12 protein-coding genes and 1 pseudogene are annotated in these 17,791 nt (G+C 61.7%); 10 read left to right on the top strand and 3 right to left on the bottom strand.

Annotation, left to right across the window (positions count from 1 at the left end; genetic code table 11):
* Window positions 1–123 precede the first annotated feature (123 nt).
* A complete protein-coding gene (locus AB4O25_RS03730) occupies window positions 124–1,401 on the bottom strand; it encodes a serine/threonine transporter (protein WP_017527918.1) in 1,278 nt (425 codons plus the stop codon).
* A 423-nt stretch (window positions 1,402–1,824) separates the two neighbouring features.
* Here AB4O25_RS03730 and AB4O25_RS03725 point away from each other — a divergent pair, with 423 nt between their 5' ends.
* From AB4O25_RS03725 to pdxR, 5 genes are all read left to right on the top strand, one after another.
* Entirely contained in the window at window positions 1,825–2,352 is a 528-nt protein-coding gene (locus AB4O25_RS03725; protein ID WP_135196553.1) for a cysteine hydrolase family protein, read from the top strand.
* Between the two features lie 93 nt (window positions 2,353–2,445).
* Window positions 2,446–3,399: a 2-hydroxyacid dehydrogenase gene (locus AB4O25_RS03720; RefSeq protein WP_017527920.1), complete on the top strand. Its 954-nt coding sequence runs from the start codon at window positions 2,446–2,448 to the stop codon at window positions 3,397–3,399.
* A 129-nt stretch (window positions 3,400–3,528) separates the two neighbouring features.
* Window positions 3,529–4,596, top strand: coding sequence for a phosphotransferase family protein (locus AB4O25_RS03715; protein WP_460150511.1), 1,068 nt, complete (start codon window positions 3,529–3,531; stop codon window positions 4,594–4,596).
* 9 nt (window positions 4,597–4,605) lie between these two features.
* The gene (locus AB4O25_RS03710; RefSeq protein WP_017527922.1) at window positions 4,606–5,373 is read left to right on the top strand and encodes an SDR family oxidoreductase; all 768 of its coding nucleotides are present in this window, start codon (window positions 4,606–4,608) and stop codon (window positions 5,371–5,373) included.
* A 70-nt stretch (window positions 5,374–5,443) separates the two neighbouring features.
* Complete coding sequence (gene pdxR / locus AB4O25_RS03705; protein WP_460150509.1) at window positions 5,444–6,877, top strand: MocR-like pyridoxine biosynthesis transcription factor PdxR; 1,434 nt, start codon at window positions 5,444–5,446, stop codon at window positions 6,875–6,877.
* Between the two features lie 81 nt (window positions 6,878–6,958).
* Here the strand turns inward: pdxR and AB4O25_RS03700 are convergent, their stop codons facing one another.
* On the bottom strand, window positions 6,959–7,588 hold the full coding sequence (locus AB4O25_RS03700) for a DNA-3-methyladenine glycosylase I (RefSeq protein ID WP_460150507.1): 630 nt from the start codon (window positions 7,586–7,588) through the stop codon (window positions 6,959–6,961).
* A gap of 218 nt (window positions 7,589–7,806) precedes the next feature.
* On the opposite strand from AB4O25_RS03700, the gene AB4O25_RS03695 reads away from it, so the two are divergent.
* From AB4O25_RS03695 to AB4O25_RS03685, 3 genes and pseudogenes are all read left to right on the top strand, one after another.
* On the top strand, window positions 7,807–9,132 hold the full coding sequence (locus AB4O25_RS03695; protein ID WP_177412897.1) for a C4-dicarboxylate transporter DctA: 1,326 nt from the start codon (window positions 7,807–7,809) through the stop codon (window positions 9,130–9,132).
* Between the two features lie 107 nt (window positions 9,133–9,239).
* Entirely contained in the window at window positions 9,240–9,941 is a 702-nt protein-coding gene (locus tag AB4O25_RS03690; protein WP_017527926.1) for a FadR/GntR family transcriptional regulator, read from the top strand.
* A 16-nt stretch (window positions 9,942–9,957) separates the two neighbouring features.
* Window positions 9,958–10,643, top strand: a pseudogene (locus AB4O25_RS03685) (GntR family transcriptional regulator).
* A gap of 215 nt (window positions 10,644–10,858) precedes the next feature.
* Here the strand turns inward: AB4O25_RS03685 and AB4O25_RS03680 are convergent.
* Window positions 10,859–15,727 carry an NAD-glutamate dehydrogenase gene (locus AB4O25_RS03680; protein WP_017527928.1) on the bottom strand — a complete coding sequence of 1,623 codons (4,869 nt, stop codon included), beginning with the start codon at window positions 15,725–15,727 and terminating at the stop codon, window positions 10,859–10,861.
* Between the two features lie 491 nt (window positions 15,728–16,218).
* Between AB4O25_RS03680 and AB4O25_RS03675 the strand changes: the two genes are divergently transcribed.
* On the top strand, window positions 16,219–16,572 hold the full coding sequence (locus tag AB4O25_RS03675; protein ID WP_017527929.1) for a hypothetical protein: 354 nt from the start codon (window positions 16,219–16,221) through the stop codon (window positions 16,570–16,572).
* Between the two features lie 259 nt (window positions 16,573–16,831).
* A complete protein-coding gene (locus AB4O25_RS03670; RefSeq protein ID WP_003174327.1) occupies window positions 16,832–17,791 on the top strand; it encodes an AAA family ATPase in 960 nt (319 codons plus the stop codon).

The following is a 17,791-nucleotide window of genomic DNA, read 5'->3' as shown; positions in this document are numbered from 1 at the left end:
GTGGGAGGGGGCTTGCTCCCGATGGCGGTGATTCAGTCATTCATATGTGACTGATACACCGCTATCGGGAGCAAGCCCCCTCCACATTTGGACCTGAACAGTCCTTGAGAACTGTCTCAGACTTCAAGCCATAAACGAATACACCAACGCCGTAATCGCCACCAACCCTACCGCCGTGACAAACACATTGGACGCTTGCCCACGGTACTTGGCCATGGCCGGCACTTTCCGGATGGCGTACATCGGCATCAGGAACAGGATCGAAGCGATAATCGGCCCGCCCAGGGTCTCGATCATCCCCAGGATGCTCGGGTTCAACGTGGCGACAATCCAGCACACCACGAGCATGAAGGCAGCGGTCATGCGGTCCAACGCCTTCGGTGCGGGGCGACGGCCGCTCTTGAGCACCAGGCCCTTGAGGCCTTCGCTGGCACCGATGTAGTGGCCCAGGAACGACTTGGCAATCGCCACGAACGCGATCAACGGCGCAGCAAATGCGATGGTCGGGTTGTTGAAGTGGTTGGCCAGGTACGACAGGATCGACAGGTTCTGCGCCTTCGCTTCGGCCAGTTGCGCGGGCGACAGGGTCAGCACGCAACTGAACACGAAGAACAGCACCATCACCACCATCAGCAGGTGCGCGCGGGACAGGATCTGCGAGCTGCGCTCATCGGCGTGGGCACCGTACTGGCGCTTCTGGTCGACCGCAAAGGCGGAGATGATCGGCGAATGGTTGAACGAAAACACCATCACCGGAATCGCCAGCCACAGCGTATTGAGCAAGGCCGAGGGCGCCGGCACGACACTGGCCGTGCTGAGGATGCCGCCGTTCCAATGCGGCACCAGGTAAACCGCCAGGAACAACAGCGCAACGATAAACGGGTACACCATCAGGCTCATGGCCTTGACGATCACCTGCTCACCGCACCGCACCACGGCCAGCAGGCCGAGGATCAGCACGAACGACAGGATCGCCCGTGGCGGCGGCAGGATGTGCAACTGGTGCTCCATGAAGCTACTGACCGTGTTGGTCAACGCCACGCTGTAGATCAGCAGAATCGGGAAAATGGCGAAGAAGTACAGCAAGGTGATCAATGCACCGGCCTTGATGCCAAAGTGCTCCTCTACCACGTCGGTAATGTCGGAACCTTCGCGGCCCGACAGCACGAAACGGGTCAGGCCACGGTGGGCAAAGAACGTCATCGGGAACGCCAGCAGCGCCAGGATCACCAGTGGCCAGAAGCCCCCCAGGCCAGCGTTGATCGGCAGAAACAAGGTACCGGCGCCGATGGCGGTGCCGAACAGGCCGAGCATCCAGGTGGTGTCCTGGCGGCTCCAGCTCGAAAGGGTTGCAGGTGTCGTTGCATAGCGTTCGTCGACGCTATTGGCCTGATCATTCATCCGGTCGGATCTCCGCATTTACACGGCCGGGACGAGTCAGAAAAACCTGACAGGCAGCGCCCCGACCATAGAAGGGGCCGGATTGTCCGGGATTCTCGTGAATAAGCAAAGACTTAGCTGAGGAACGGTTAGCCGGTGCAGATGTCGGAATAAGCCATGCGTGACACTGGAAAGCGTCGCCGTAGCCCGTAGGAAATGCCCTTACTGCTGTTGACAGTCACTTCTGCGCGCCCGCATGATCGGCCCATGATGCCTATTCAGTTGAACCTCACCCGTACCACCACCACGACCGCTTATGGCGGGTCTCGCGGTGGCTGTGGGTGCTTGAGCTAAACACTTCACGGATACACCCCAAGGCCCCGCCAGCAATGGACGGGGCCTTTTTATTGCTCCGTCCACCTGGCCTTCGCAAGGAGCAACACCATGGCTGACGCCCTGCTTATCATCGACATGCAAACCGGCTTGTACGATGGCCCGGACAAACCCTTCGAACGCGAACGCGTGCTGGGCGCCATCAACGGCTTGATCCAGCGTGCCCGTGCAGCCGCCGCGCCGATCTTCGTGGCGCGCCATACCGGCCCTGTCGGGTCACCGCTTGAGGCCGGCAGCCGGCCGTGGCAGCTGTGGCACGAACTGGACGTTGATGCAGCCCGCGACCACCTGTTCAATAAAACCCGCCCCGGCTGCTTCCTGGGCACCGATCTGGCACGGCAACTTCACACCGCAAACGTGAAGGAGCTGGTGATCGCAGGCATGAAAACCCAGTTCTGCATCGACACCACGTGCCGCGTAGCGGTAGAGCTGGGCTTTTCGGTGGTCCTTGCCGAAGATGCCCACACTTGCATGGACACGCCGACGCTGAAGGCAGAGGCGATTGTCGAGCATCACAACGCCACGTTGGCCGGCGCGTTTGTGAAGCGAGTAAGGGCGGCGAACGTAGCGTTCCGATGAACTGGGCGGGGTGGAAATTTTCCACCCCAACTAAACGATTCAGCCTACACATCCCGCATACTCTCTCCTCCAACCCCAAGGAAGATCCGTCCGATGACCCCTACCGTCCTGGTCCTGGTTGAAACCATCAACGACTACCTGCCGATCATCGAGAGCAATGACTTTCATGTGATCCTGGCACCGACGCCCGCCGAACGCGCCCAGGCCATCAAGGCCCACGGCGGCCAGATCAAGGCCGTGCTGACCCGCGGCCCCCTGGGTTTATACGCCGAGGAAATCGCCGCGCTGCCGCTGCTGGAGATCATCTGCGTGATCGGTGCCGGGTATGAACACGTAGACCTGCAGGCCGCCAGCAATCGCGGGATCGTGGTCACCAACGGTGCCGGAGTGAACGCGCCATCGGTGGCGGACCACGCGATGGCGCTGTTGCTGGCGCTGGTACGTGGTATCCCGCAGACCGACGCAGCCGTACGGCGCAGCGAATGGCCCAAAGTGATGCGCCCGTCCCTGGGCGGCAAGCAACTGGGCATTCTGGGCTTGGGCGCCGTGGGCCTGGAGATCGCCAAGCGCGCGGCCCTCGGGTTCGGCATGCAGGTGAGTTATCACAACCGCCAGCCACGCGATGACGTGGACTACACCTACTGCGCCACCGCCGTGGAACTGGCACGCACCTCGGACTTCCTGATCCTGGCCACGCCCGGCGGCGCCGGCACGCGCCACCTGATTGATCGCAACGCCCTCGACGCGCTGGGACCGAACGGTTACCTGGTCAATATCGGCCGTGGCAGCGTCGTGGTCACCGCCGACCTGATCACCGCCCTTGAGCAACGCCGCATCGGTGGCGCCGCACTGGATGTGTTCGACGACGAGCCGAAGGTGCCCGACGCCCTCAAGCGCCTCCCCAACACCGTACTCACCTCGCACGTTGCCGGGCTGTCGCCCGAAGCCGCCCATGACACCGTGCAGCGCGTGGCCGACAACCTGGTGGAGTTCTTCGCCGGTCGCGCGGTGCTTACGCCGGTCACCCTGCCCCCGCCCGCAAAATGACCGATCAGGCACGCTGATCATCATTTAACACGCTAACCTATTAAGCCGCCCCGACCTTGTCGGTGGGCGGTTGTGCGCATTAGATTAGCCAATAGTCCAAGGCCTTAAAAATAAGCAGAAGGGATAAGCATGGCGCTGAACGACCAATCGACCCAGATTCGACCCGGTGAAGAACTGGCTGCCAGCCTGATCGATCCCTACCTCAAGGCCCATATCCCCGGCCTGAGCGGCACGCCGACCATCAGCCAATTCCCTGGCGGCGCGTCCAACCTGACTTACCTGCTGGAATACCCCGGCCAGGAATTCGTGCTGCGCCGCCCGCCCTTCGGCCACAAGGCCAAGTCCGCCCACGACATGGGCCGCGAATACCGCATTCTCAACCAGCTCAAAGATGGCTTCCCGTATTGCCCCAAAGCCTATGTGCACTGCACCGACGAGTCGGTGATCGGCGCCGAGTTTTATGTGATGGAGCGCGTCAATGGCATCATCCTGCGCTCCGACCTCCCGGCCGAACTGGGACTTGATGCCACCAGGACCGAGGCGCTGTGCAAGAGCTTTATCGACAAATTCGTCGAACTGCATCGGGTCGACTACAGCGCCTGCGGCCTAGCCGACCTGGGCAAGCCCGAGGGCTACGTGGCGCGCCAGATCCGTGGCTGGAGCGAGCGCTATGAAAAAGCCCTGACCCCCGACGCGCCGAAATGGGAGGCGGTACGCGCCTGGCTCCACGACAAGATGCCGGCCGATCACCCCACCTCCAGCATCGTGCACAACGACTACCGCTTCGACAACGTGATCCTCGACCCGCACAACCCGATGCAGATCATCGGCGTACTGGACTGGGAACTCACCACCCTCGGCGATCCGCTGATGGACCTGGGTAACACCCTCGCCTACTGGATCGAGGCAGCGGACCCCGCGCCGGTGCAACTGATGCGTCGCCAACCGAGCAACGCCCCCGGCATGCTCACCCGCCGCGAATTTGTCGACTATTACGCCGAACGCTCGGGCATCCGGGTCGACAACTTCGACTTCTACTACACCTACGGCCTGTTCCGCCTGGCGGGCATCGTGCAGCAGATCTACTACCGCTTCTTCCATGGCCAGACCCAGGACAAACGCTTTGCGCAGTTCATTCAGATGAACAAGCTGCTGGAGCAGATGAGCCTGAACGTTATCGGTAAATCAGCCCTTTAAGGAATTCCCATGTCCAAGACTCACTTGTTCGATCTCGACGGCAAAATTGCATTCGTGTCCGGCGCCAGCCGTGGCATCGGTGAGGCCATCGCCAAGTTGCTGGCCCAGCAAGGCGCCCATGTGATCGTCTCCAGCCGCAAGCTGGAAGGCTGCCAACACGTCGCCGACGCGATCATCGCCGCTGGCGGCAAGGCCACGGCCGTGGCCTGCCATATCGGTGAAATGGAGCAGATCAGCCAAGTGTTCGCCGGCATCCGCGAGCAATTCGGCCGCCTGGATATCCTGGTCAACAACGCCGCCACCAACCCGCAGTTCTGCAACGTGCTGGACACCGACCTGGGTGCGTTCCAGAAGACCGTCGACGTGAACATCCGCGGCTACTTCTTCATGTCGGTGGAAGCCGGCAAGCTGATGCGCGAGAACGGCGGCGGCAGCATCATCAACGTGGCCTCAATCAACGGCATCTCGCCGGGCGTATTCCAGGGCATCTACTCGGTGACCAAGGCCGCCGTGATCAACATGACCAAGGTGTTCGCCAAGGAATGCGCCGAGTTCGGTATTCGTTGCAACGCCCTGCTGCCGGGCCTGACCGATACCAAGTTCGCCTCGGCGTTGGTGAAGAACGACGCGATCCTGAAAATGGCCCTGGCGCAGATCCCGCTCAAGCGCGTGGCCGACCCAAGCGAGATGGCCGGTGCGGTGCTGTTCCTGGCCAGTGATGCGTCCAGCTACACCACCGGCGTGTCGCTGAATGTGGACGGTGGTTTCCTGTCCTGACAGCGCCTGGGTTTGCTCAGATCGATTTGCGGGTAACCTTGGCGCAGATCGATCTGCCTCAGGATGAAACATGGAATTGCACATCGTCATCAGCGGCCGCAAGGACCTGGCTGCCCAGCTTTATCAACAGTTGCGCGAAGCCATCGCCACCGGGCGACTGTGTGCGGGCGCGCAACTGCCGCCGAGCCGGCTGCTCGCCGAGCAATTGGGCATCTCGCGCAAAACCGTATCCGATACCTACGCCACCTTGACTTACGAAGGCCTGCTGGTTGGCAGGATCGGCCGCGGCACCTTCGTCAATGCGTGGGCGCCGCAGCCTGGTCGCGTGCAAACCGCCACCGACCTGGCCTGCGCCGATAACCTGGCGAAATGGGCCGCACTGCCCTCGCCCATGCGCCACCCCACCCGCGACAGCATCTTGCGCTACGAATTTATCGGCGGCGCCACCAGCCGCCACCAGTTCCCCCAGGATGAATGGCGCCGCTGCACCCAGGACGCGCTGCGCCGTATCGCGCAAAACAGCGGTTTCTACAGCCAGCCCGAAGGCCTGCCGGCGCTGCGCAGTGCGATTGCCGGGCATATCGCGTTTTCCCGGGGAGTCAAATGCCGCGACAGCGACATCGTGGTCACCAACGGCGCGCAGCAGGCATTGGACCTGCTCGCCCGCGTCGTGCTTGAGCCGGGCAGCATCGTCGCCATGGAAGACCCCGGCTACAGCCCGGCGCGTCAGTTGTTCATGGCAATGGGCGCCCGCGTTGCCAGCGTGCCGGTGGATGCCCAGGGCATCCGGGTCGAGCAGATTCCCGAGGGCGCGCGGCTGATCTACGTGACACCGTCCCACCAGTTCCCCCTCGGCATGCCCATGAGCCCGGCGCGCCGCGAAGCGTTGCTGGCGCGTGCGTTCGAACTGGGGGCGATCATCATTGAGGACGATTACGACAGCGAATTTCGCTACGAAGGCCGGCCCACCGACTCCCTGCAAAGCATGGACACGCGCGGCGCAGTTGCATACGTGGGCACTTTCTCCAAGACCCTGCTGCCCGAGTTGCGCCTGGGCTACCTGGTACTGCCACCGGCGATATACCCCGCGGTGCTCAAGGCCAAGCAATTGACCGACCAACACAGCTCTACCCTGGCGCAGTGGGCGCTGGCCAAGTTCATCAGCGAGGGCTACCTGCTCAAGCACATCCGGCGCTGCCACACGGTGTATGCCGGGCGCCGCGAACGCATCCTGCAACGCCTGGCGGGCGATTTGTCGCCGTGGTTCGAAGCGGTGCCCAGCGTGGCCGGGTTCCACATGGCGGCCTTGTGCAAGGTGCCGGTGAATATCCCGCTGCTCAGAGAACGGGCGCGCCAAGTGGACGTCGGCTTGTACCCGCTGGATGTGTTCTTCCAGGACGCGCCGGTGCGCCAGGGTTTGATCATCGGGTTTGGGGCCATCGAGACCCTCGATATCGACCCGGCGCTGGACAAGGTGCGCGATATCCTCCAGCAGATTGGCTAGGGGTTTTTTCAGAAATGTGGGTGGGGGCTAAATGCGGGAGCAAGCCCCCTCCCACAGTTTTAACCGCCTTCAGTCACCGACTCACGGGCGTTTGAACTGGCGCCGCAGGTCTTCAATGACTGGCCGGCACACGCAGCCTTGCAAGTGATCATTGACCATCCCCATCGCCTGCATCAGCGCATACATCGTGGTTGGCCCCACATAAGTCCAGCCGCGCTTCTTCAAGGCCTTCGACAACCGCACCGACGCCGGCGACGTCGGGTTTGCCGCCCAATAAGCCAGGTCCACCACCGCCGGGCGCTCATCCTCAGCGGGTTCGAACGCCCACAACCACCGCGCCAGCGAGCCGGTTTCAGCCACCAACTCACAGGCACGGCGCGCATTGTTGACGGCGGACACGATCTTCGCCCGATTGCGCACAATGCCCGGGTCTTGCATCAGCCGCTCGATATCCGCCTCGCCATACTGCGCTACCTGGCGAAAATCAAAGCCATCGAATGCACGTCGAAAACGCTCGCGCTTGCGCAGGATGGTGATCCACGCCATGCCCGCCTGGAAACCTTCCAGGCAAATCTTCTCGTACAGCTGGATATCGTCCGCCACCGGCACGCCCCACTCGTGGTCGTGGTAGTGCGGGTATTCGGGCGCCGAGGTGCGCCAGGTGCAATGGCTGCGTCCTGCCGCGTCGGTAGTCAGTCCTGGTGTGTCCATCCCTCACCTCATGAGCCGAGGGGCGGATGATAAGCGAAAATTTTTGCACCCCGCCAACCGCTCAAGCATCGCCCTCGGCGAACCACTGGTCAGACCGGGACCCGCCAGCCGACGAATAATCGCTTGTTATTTCAAAAATACCTGGCCTAGACTGGCCACGCACTGGACTTACCGGTATGACCAATAACAATTAAGCCCTGGAACCACCAGGGCACCGAATAGAGATCCCTCCCATGCTCAGATGGTGCTCGCGTTCGATTTTCCTCCAAGTCGTCATTGGCCTGATGCTCGGCATCGCCTGCGGCCTGGCCCTTCCCGAATTTTCCTCGCAACTCAAACCTTTGGGTGACGGCTTTATCAAGCTGATCAAAATGCTAATTGGCCTGATCGTGTTCTGCGTGGTGGTCAGCGGTATTTCCGGCGCCGGCGACCTGAAGAAAGTCGGGCGCATCGGCCTCAAGTCGGTGATCTACTTTGAAGTGCTCACCACCATTGCGCTGGTGATCGGCCTGGTCATGGCGTTCAGCACCGGTATCGGCCAGGGCGCCAATATCCATCTGGAGCAACTCTCCTCCGCCGGCCTGAATGAACTGGCCGACAAGGGCCAGCACATCAAGGGCACCAGCCAGTTCCTGATGGACCTGATCCCCAACTCGGTGATCGGCGCCTTTGCCGACAACAACGTGTTGCAAGTGCTGCTGTTCTCGGTGCTGTTCGGCAGTGCGCTGAACCTGGTGGGCGAAGCGGCCTCGGGCATCACGCGACTGATCAATGAGCTGAGCCATGTGATTTTCCGCATCATGGGCATGATCGTGCGCCTGGCGCCTATCGGCGTGTTCGGCGCGATCGCCTTCACCACCAGCACCTACGGCCTCGATTCGCTGCAACACCTGGGCAGCCTGGTGGGTTTGTTCTACCTGACCTGCTTCGCTTTCGTCGCGCTGATCCTCGGCGTGGTGATGCGCGTGTCGGGGCTGCGCATGCTGCCACTGCTCAAGTACTTGCGCGAAGAACTGCTGATCGTCATGGGCACCGCCTCCTCCGATGCGGTACTGCCGCAGGTCATGCGCAAGCTCGAACACCTGGGTATCGGCAGCTCGACCGTGGGCCTGGTGATTCCGACGGGATATTCGTTCAACCTGGACGGTTTCTCGATCTACCTGACCCTGGCCATCGTATTTATTGCCAACGCCACCGGCACGCCGCTGTCGATGACCGACCTGCTGACCATCCTGCTGGTGTCGCTGATCACCTCCAAGGGCGCCCACGGCATTCCCGGTTCGGCGCTGGTGATTCTGGCGGCGACGCTCACCGCGATCCCGGCGATTCCGGTGGTGGGCCTGGTGCTGGTGCTGGCGGTGGACTGGTTCATGGGTATCGGCCGCGCATTGACCAACCTGATCGGCAACTGCGTGGCCACCGTGGCGATTGCGCGCTGGGAAAAAGACATCGATATCCAGCGCGCCAACAAAGTGCTCGACGGCCAGCAAGGGTACGCCTTCCAGGCCAAGAAGCCGGTATTGCCGGCGCATCAGGAGTTCTGAAGCAATTCGATAAGCACCACAAATCAACGGTGGGAGGGGCTTGCTCCCTCCCACGCTGGACCTTCCTCGTATCGAATAATGGGTTTGCAGCTTAAGGAGCATACGACGTGATCAGCACCTCAACCGTCGTCAATTCAGTGGTAGAAAAACTGCGCGCCGCGCTCAAGCGGGGCCAGTGGCGGCGGGGTGAAATGCTGCCCGGCCAACGTGAGCTGGCCGAACAGATGGGCATCAGCCGCCCCAGCCTGCGCGAGGCGGTGATCGTGCTGGAAACCCTTGGCCTGGTGCGCTCCATGCCCGGCAAAGGCGTGGTGGTGCTCGAAACCAGCGTCAGCGAACCGCAATCGAGCGACGCCGTGGCGCATGCCAGCCTCGAAGATATTCTGCAACTGCGCTACACCCTGGAGCCATTCATTGTCGGCCTGGTGGCCCAGACCATCAGCAGCAAGGATGTCGGCCAACTGCGCCTGACCCTGATGGACATGCGCGAGGCCCTGGAGGCTGGTGATGCCGAAGCCGGGATGAACGCCTACATCGGCTTCCACGAAGAGCTGTTTGCCCTCACCTCCAACCCGATCTTCCAGAACGTGGTGCAACAGACCCGCGACGCCCTCAAGCAAAGCGCCCAAGTGCTGCGCAATTCCCCCGAACACCTGGCCGAACGCCTACAGGAAAACGAAGCGGTAGTACGCGCCATACGCAACAAGAACAGTGCCTTGGCCAGCGCCGAGATGCGTCGGCACATCCTCCAGGAAGGCCTGCGCATGGGCATCGCCCTGAACATCCCGGACGACCATCTGGGCAGCTGATTTTTTGGAGACGACCATGACCGTCCACGCTCTGCAACGCGAGCCTTTCCTCCCTGCCCTGCGCCTGGTGGCCGGTAAAAAGCCTTCAGTGGATGACATCTACCCACGGCTGTTCGACGCGATCCTTGAACAACGCATCGCGCCGGCCAGCCGTTTTACCGAGGAAAGCCTGGGTGAAACCTTCGGCGTGAGTCGCAGCGTGATCCGCCGGGTGTTGGCCAAGCTGTCCCATCAGCAGGTAATCATCCTGCGCCCCAATCAACGCGCCCAGGTGGCGGCGCCGGATACCCAACAAACCCGGCAGATTCTCGAAGCACGGCGCATGACCGAAATCACCGTGGTGCAGCTGGCGTGCGCCCAGGCCACACCCGCACACATTCGCCAGTTGCGCGAACTGATCGCGTGCGAACGCGATTGCATAGAACGCGACCAGCGTGGGCCGGCGATTCGTTTGTCGGGGAATTTCACCTGCATTTGGCGTCGATCGCCGGCAATGGCCCACTGGCCCAGTTCCTGAACAGCCTGGTGCCGTTGACGTCGTTGGTCATTGCCCAATATGAAGCGAAAGCCTGCACGTATTGCGCGTGGCAGGAGCATGTGGCGATTGTGGACGCGATTGAGCATCGGGACTCAACCACCGCAGTGGCGTTGATGACCCAACACCTGGACCACCTGGAAAGCAAATTACTGAAACACCACTGACCTCCAGACTATAAGGTGGTCCAAATGTGGGAGGGGCGGTGCGACGATTCGACTTGCTCCCCGATAGCAGGGTGTCAGTCAACCTCTTCGGTACTGACCCACTGCTATCGGGAGCAAGCCCCCTCCCACACTGAACCTTCAGCGCTTGATAAATAGTGTTCCAACAAAAAGCCCCCGCCTCTTACGAGACGGGGGCTTTTGGTTTAGCCGCTAAATCAAGCCGGTTGCAGTACCGACTGACCGCTCAACGCCAGGTCCAGCAGTTCACGGTTGGCGACCGCATACATGGCGTAGTCCGTGCCGACCGCGGCACGGATTTCCACCATCATGGCGCGCCAGCGATCGGCCATGTCCTGGTGCTGCTCAAGCCACAGGGCCACGCGGGCTTCCATGTCTTGTGGCGCATCGGCCATTTGCAGTACCGAGATGGTGATCGCGCGTTGCTGCCAGTCCACATCGTCACGGAACGCTTCGCGCGCCTGGGCCTGCCAGTTGTTGGCCACGGGCAGATCACTGATCTGCTGCAGGTACCACGGCAAGTCCAAAGCGCTGCCGACGGCGAAATAAGCCTTGGCCACTTCGGCGGCGTCATGCCCGGTCACGTCGGCGGCTTCGATGATCGGCAGCAAGGTGTACAGGTGGGTGGTACCTGCAACCATGCGCGCCAACAACTCCGGTACGCCGGCCTGGGTGTAGGCCTGGTAGCGGTTCTGCCAGCCTTCACGGGTCGGGCCTTCCAGCAACTCGTCGAGCTTGAGCCCCAGCGCGGCCAGGTGCGGACCGAAGTGCGCGGTGTCACGGCCAGCATCCTGCTCGTTGCGACGGCTGCGCAGGAACCAGCGCGTAGCACGACGGCCCAGGCGCATCAGCTCGTCCATCAGCTCCAATTGCACGTCTGCCGAAACCTGGTGGTCCAGGGCTTCGATCTGACGGAACCAGTGCGGGAGGTGGAAGATGTCGCGCACGATCACATATGCGCCCGCCACGTTCGCCGGGCTCATGCCGGTCGACTCTTTGAGTCGCTGAACGAAGGTGATGCCCATGTGGTTGACCAGGTCGTTGGCGATCTGGGTGCTGACGATCTCGCGCTTCAAACGATGGCGACGCATGGCTTCGCCGAATTTCGCCACCAGGCTCGGTGGGAACGCGGTTTCCATATCACGGGTGAGGTAGTCGTCATCCGGTACCAGCGACTTGAGCAACGCTTCCTTGAGGTCGATCTTGCTGTACGAGATCAGTACCGACAGCTCCGGACGGGTCAGGCCCTTGCCGGCGGAGGCGCGCTCGGCCAACTGGTCTTCAGTCGGCAGGTACTCAATGGCCCGGTCCAGCTTGCCACGGCCTTCCAGATCGCTCATCAGGCGCTTGTACTCGGCAGCTCGCTCGTAAGCCTTGCGGGCAGCCAGGGACAGGGCCTGGGTTTGCTTGTAGTTGTTGCCCAACACCAGGCTGCCGACTTCGTCGGTCATGCTCGCCAGCAACTGGTTGCGTTGCTTGTCGGTCATGTCACCGGCCTGCACCACTTCGTTGAGCAGGATCTTGATGTTCACTTCGTGGTCGGAGCAGTCCACGCCACCGGCGTTGTCGATGAAGTCGGTGTTGGAGCCGCCGCCATTGAGGCCGAATTCCACGCGACCCAGCTGGGTCATGCCGAGGTTGCCGCCCTCGCCCACCACCTTGCAGCGCAGCTCGTTGCCGTTGACGCGCAACGCATCGTTAGCCTTGTCGCCCACATCGGCGTGGCTCTCGGTGCTGGCCTTGACATAGGTGCCGATGCCGCCGTTCCACAACAGGTCCACCGGCGCCTTGAGCAAGGCGTTCAGCAGTTCGGTCGGGGTCAGCTTGTCGGCCTGGATGTCGAAGCGTTCTTTCATCTGTGGCGAGATGGCAATGCTCTTCGCGCTACGCGAGAAGATACCGCCACCTTCGGACATGATGCTGGTGTCGTAGTCGGTCCAGGCCGAACGCGGCAGCTCGAACATGCGCTGGCGCTCGACGAAGCTGGTGGCCGGGTTCGGGTTCGGGTCGATGAAGATATGCAGGTGGTTGAAGGCCGCGACCAGTTGCAGCTTGTCGGACATCAGCAAGCCGTTACCGAACACGTCGCCGGCCATATCGCCGACGCCGACCACCGTGATGCTGTCTTCCTGCACGTTGATGCCGCGCTCACGGAAGTGACGCTGCACACCCACCCACGCGCCCTTGGCGGTGATGCCCATCTTCTTGTGGTCGTAACCGGCGGAACCGCCGGAGGCGAACGCGTCGCCCAGCCAGAAGCCGTAGTCGATAGCGATGCCGTTGGCGATGTCGGAGAAGGTCGCAGTGCCCTTGTCCGCCGCCACCACCAGGTACGGGTCATCGTCGTCATGACGCACGACGTTGGCCGGTGGCACCAGGGCGCCGTCCTTCAGGTTGTCGGTGATGTCCAACAGGCCGGAAATGAAGATGCGGTAGCACGCGATGCCCTCGGCCGCGATCTCGTCCCGGCTGCCGCCCAACGGCAGGCGACGCGGCAGGAAGCCGCCCTTGGCGCCCACCGGCACGATCACCGAGTTCTTCACTTGCTGGGCTTTTACCAGGCCCAATACTTCGGTGCGGAAATCTTCTTCACGGTCGGACCAGCGCAGGCCGCCCCGCGCCACGTTACCGAAGCGCAGGTGCACGCCTTCAACTCGTGGCGAGTACACAAAGATTTCAAACTTCGGCACCGGCTTGGGCAGCTCGGGGATGGCACGCGGGTCGAACTTGAAGCTGAAGTACGACTTGTTCTGGCCGTTGGCGTCGGTCTGATAGAAGTTGGTGCGCAGGGTGGCCTTGATCAGGTCCAGGTAGCGCCGCAGGATGCGGTCCTCGTTGAGCACCTGAACGTCGTCCAGGGCGCTGAGGATCGCTTGCTCCAGGCGTTGCTGCTTGTCTTCCAGGTCATCGGCGGTGAGCTTGCGCGCCAGGTAGAAACGGGTCTTGAACAACCGGGTCAACTCGCGGGCGATGTCGGTGTGGTTGTTCAGGGTGCTGGCGATGTAACCGAGGTCGAAGCCCAGGCGGATCTGCTTGAGGTAACGCGCATAGGCACGCAGCAGCGCGACGTCGCGCCATGGCAGGCCGGCGGTGAGTACCAGGCGGTTGAACGCATCGTTCTCGGCATCGCCATGCACGATATGCACGAACGCGTCCTGCAAGGTGTCGTTGAGCTGCTGGATATCCAGGTTCACGCCTTCGGCGGCGATGAACGCAAAGTCATGGATCCAGAACTCGCGGCCATTGGCGTGGCGCAGGCGATACGGGAACTCGCCCAGCACGCGCAAACCGAGGTTTTCCAGGATCGGCAGCACGTCGGACAGCGCCAGCGGCGTGTCGGCGTGGTAGAGCTTGCAATGCAGCTCACGCTGGCCGGAGACCTGGCCAAGCGGCTGGTAGAAGCTCATCACCAGTGGGTTGGCTTCGGTCAGGCTGAGCAGGTGCTGCATGTCGACCACCGCCGAATGCGCGGCGAAACGCTCGCGGTAACCGGCGGGAAAGCCTTTCGGGAAGTCCGCCAGCACGTTGGTGCCGTGGGCTTCGCCGAAGCTCTCCACCACCAGGCTGGAGTAGTCGTCCTGCCAGCTGCGGCAGGCCTGTACCACTTCTTTTTCCAGTTGCAGCGGGTCGATATCGAGGCGGTTCTTCGGGTCTACCCGCAGAATCAGCTGGACCCGGGCCAGCACGGATTCGGAGAAGAAGGTCCAGAACTCGCAGTCCGAGGCTTTCAGGCGATCCATCAGCACTTGCTGGATCTTCTGGCGCACTTCGGTGGAATAGATGTCGCGCGGCACATAGGCCAGGCAGTAGCAGAAACGCCCGTACGGGTCTTTGCGCAGGAACACGCGGATCTTATTGCGTTCCTGGATCTGCACAATCGACATCACGGTGCTGAACAGCTCGTCGACCGGGGTCTGGAACAGGTCATCCCGCGGCAGCACTTCAACGACTTGTGCAAGCTCCTTGCCCAAGTGCGCCTTGGCCTGGAAGCCCGAGCGGCGTTCGATCTCGGCGACCTTGCGGCGGATGTACGGAATAACCCGCACGCTTTCGCCATACACCGACGAGGTGTACAGGCCCATGAAGCGGCATTCCTTGACGACCTTGCCGTCGGCGTCAATCTCGCGGATCGACACGTAGTCCGGGTAGGCCGGGCGGTGCACGCGGCTTGGGTGCGCGGCCTTGGCGAACGACAGCACGGTCGGTTCACGCAGGTACGACACGGCGTAGTCTTCGATGCGCAGGTCATCGGCGGTGAGGCCGGCGCGCAGCAGCTTGGTCAGACCGAGGAACGAGCCGGCGTCATATTCGATATGACCGCCGTCCGCCTCGTCACGTACCACGAATTCTTCATAGCCAAGGAAGGTGAAGTGGTTGCCCACCAGCCATTCCAGGAAGTTCTTGATCTCGGCTTTTTCTTCGCCGTCGATGCTGAACCGGCTGGCGTCGATCCCGGCGAGCAGGTCCTGGACCTTGGCTTTCATCGGCTCGAAATCGGCCACCGCCACGCGCACTTCGCCCAATACCTGTTCGAGTTCCTTGCTCAACACGCTCAACTCGGCGGTGTTGGCGCAGCGGTCGATTTCCAGGTACATCAGCGATTCTTGCTCGATGCCTTCGCCCTGGGTGCCTTTTGGCAGGACTTCCAGCAACTCGCCCTTCTTGCCACGGCGCACGCTGAGTACGGTGGTTTGCAGGGTATGGATGCTGTAGCCACGGCGATTCAGCTCGGTGCGTACCGAGTCCACCAGGAATGGCAGGTCATGGTGCAGCACTTCGACCGCGGTGTGGGTCGACTGCCAGCCATGACGTTCGTAATCGGGGTTGTAGACCCGCACTTGCGGTTGGGTGTGATCAAAGCGCTCAAGCAGGCGCCAGGCAGACAGGGTGCAACCGGCCAGGTCGGAAAGGCGACGCTGGGTCAGTTCGTCCAGGGAAATGATGCCGAAGAATTGTTCAGCGAACAGCGCCACTTGTGGCAGTGCCTGTTCACTGATGTGCTGCGCCAGTGCCGCTTGCAGTTGATGCTGGAAGTCGGCCTTGCTGGCTGCGGTGAAGAACGCCATCTGTGGTACTCCGCTTGGGCTTGTTATTGATGGAAGCGTCGCGTGTTATCCCCTTGCGGGGAGACCGTCAGCTCTGATCGCTGGTAGCCAGTTAAGCACCATAAACGAATCAGGGTGACAGGTGGGTGAAGCTGGACAGGACAGTCAGGTCACATACAACTTCCATAAGATGCGCACCTTGCCGGGTGACGGTACGACGGGCAGGTCAGGCGCCTGGAACGTGCACATCCGTTGCGCAGCTTAACGAGTGTAGAAGCCCTGCTCTTGCAGCGCTGCGACATATTCGGTCATCGGTAAGCAGGCTAGGGGTTGCGACGGGTGCAACCTGGGATTTGCGGCGGATAAACAGGCAATTTTCAAACCCGCGAGTATCGAAAATGACTGGTTTGGCCCGTAAGGTCATGCCCCGGTTGTGACAGGGCATGCAGCGAAAAATTCGCCGCAATGGCACAATTACCCCGCGCAACGCCCTACCCCACACAGGATTCCCCATGCTGCAGCTGAAAACCGACGCCCTGATGGCCACCCCGTGCGACGAAGAAGAAGACAACATGGCCATGCTCTGCTGCCACGGTAAAAACGGCGAGATGTTCATGCTCAGCCGTTACCCTGATGAAGATGAGGTTGAGCTGACCTGGGATTACGAGCCGTCAACCCTGGATGGGCTGAAAGTCACCTTGAGTGACACCACCCTGGTGATTGAGCTGGCGGCGGGCGATGCCGATGCGCTGGGTGGCAAGGACCAGTTGGCGATCACCCACGCCACGGCTGCCTCCGACCTGGCCGAGGTAGAGACAACCCTGCGAAACATCCTCAACGGAACCGGCACCTTCACCCGGACCTAAGCTGCACCAACGATCAAATGTGGGAGGGGCTTGCTCCCGATAGCAGTGTGTCAGTCAGCTTATTTGTAGCTGATACACCGCTATCGGGAGCAAGCCCCCCCCCACATTGATCGTGCTCCTACACAAAATTCCTACAAGTTTTGCCAAAAATACCCGTCACTCCGTTAGTCGCCTTACCCCGCGATGCATTAAAGTAAGCGCCCCAGGCCGGTGTTTTTTCCCTGACACCCAGGCTCATCTTTCCAGGGAACCGTCATCGATGGAACATCGTGAAGCGCTGCTTGCGCTGCGAACCTTTCTTTCTACGCAGATTCTCGGCCAGGAAAAACTCATCGATCGCCTGCTGATCGCCCTGCTCGCCGACGGCCATATGCTGGTAGAAGGCGCGCCGGGGCTGGCCAAGACCAAAGCCATCAAAGAGCTGGCCGAGGGCATCGAAGCGCAGTTTCATCGTATCCAGTTCACCCCCGACCTGTTGCCCGCCGACATCACCGGCACGGAGATCTATCGCCCGGAAACCGGCAGCTTTGTGTTCCAACAGGGGCCGATCTTCCACAACCTGGTGCTGGCGGACGAAATCAACCGCGCGCCGGCCAAGGTGCAATCGGCACTGCTCGAGGCCATGGCCGAGCGCCAGGTCAGTGTGGGGCGCAGCACCTATGACCTGTCGCCGCTGTTCCTGGTGATGGCCACGCAAAACCCTATCGAACAGGAAGGCACCTACCCGCTGCCCGAAGCGCAGCTCGACCGTTTCCTGATGCACGTCAAGATTGGTTTCCCGGACGCGGCCGTGGAGCGGCGCATCCTGCAACAAGCCCGTGGCGAAGCGCTCAACGGCGAAACCAAGCCCGAGCGCCGCGTCAGCCAGCAGGCAATCTTCGCCGCGCGCAAGGAAATCCTCGGCCTGTACATGGCCGATGCGGTGGAGGAATACCTGGTGCAACTGGTCATGGCCACGCGCACCCCGGCCAAGTTCGACCCGGAGATGGCCGAGTGGATCGCCTATGGTGCAAGCCCCAGGGGTTCCATCGCCCTGGACCGTTGCGCGCGCGCCCACGCCTGGCTGGCCGGGCGTGACTTCGTGAGCCCGGAAGATATCCAGGCCGTGCTGTTCGACGTGCTGCGCCACCGCATTATCCTATCGTTCGAGGCCGAAGCCGCCGGCATTGACCAGGACCGCGTGGTGCAACGCATTCTCGACGTCGTTGCCGTCGCTTGA

It is taken from the genome of Pseudomonas sp. S3_A03 (assembly GCF_054668275.1).
Note: the sequence above shows the minus strand (reverse complement) of the source record. Positions and strands in the feature narration are given on the sequence as shown.

Coding starts and splice junctions, on each gene's coding strand:
- AB4O25_RS03670 (WP_003174327.1), top strand. CDS start 16,832: ATGGAACATCGTGAAGCGCTGCTTGCGCTGCGAACCTTTCTTTCTACG.
- AB4O25_RS03725 (WP_135196553.1), top strand. CDS start 1,825: ATGGCTGACGCCCTGCTTATCATCGACATGCAAACCGGCTTGTACGAT.
- AB4O25_RS03700 (WP_460150507.1), bottom strand. CDS start 7,588: ATGGACACACCAGGACTGACTACCGACGCGGCAGGACGCAGCCATTGC.
- AB4O25_RS03710 (WP_017527922.1), top strand. CDS start 4,606: ATGTCCAAGACTCACTTGTTCGATCTCGACGGCAAAATTGCATTCGTG.
- AB4O25_RS03720 (WP_017527920.1), top strand. CDS start 2,446: ATGACCCCTACCGTCCTGGTCCTGGTTGAAACCATCAACGACTACCTG.
- AB4O25_RS03715 (WP_460150511.1), top strand. CDS start 3,529: ATGGCGCTGAACGACCAATCGACCCAGATTCGACCCGGTGAAGAACTG.
- AB4O25_RS03730 (WP_017527918.1), bottom strand. CDS start 1,401: ATGAATGATCAGGCCAATAGCGTCGACGAACGCTATGCAACGACACCT.
- pdxR (WP_460150509.1), top strand. CDS start 5,444: ATGGAATTGCACATCGTCATCAGCGGCCGCAAGGACCTGGCTGCCCAG.
- AB4O25_RS03680 (WP_017527928.1), bottom strand. CDS start 15,727: ATGGCGTTCTTCACCGCAGCCAGCAAGGCCGACTTCCAGCATCAACTG.
- AB4O25_RS03675 (WP_017527929.1), top strand. CDS start 16,219: ATGCTGCAGCTGAAAACCGACGCCCTGATGGCCACCCCGTGCGACGAA.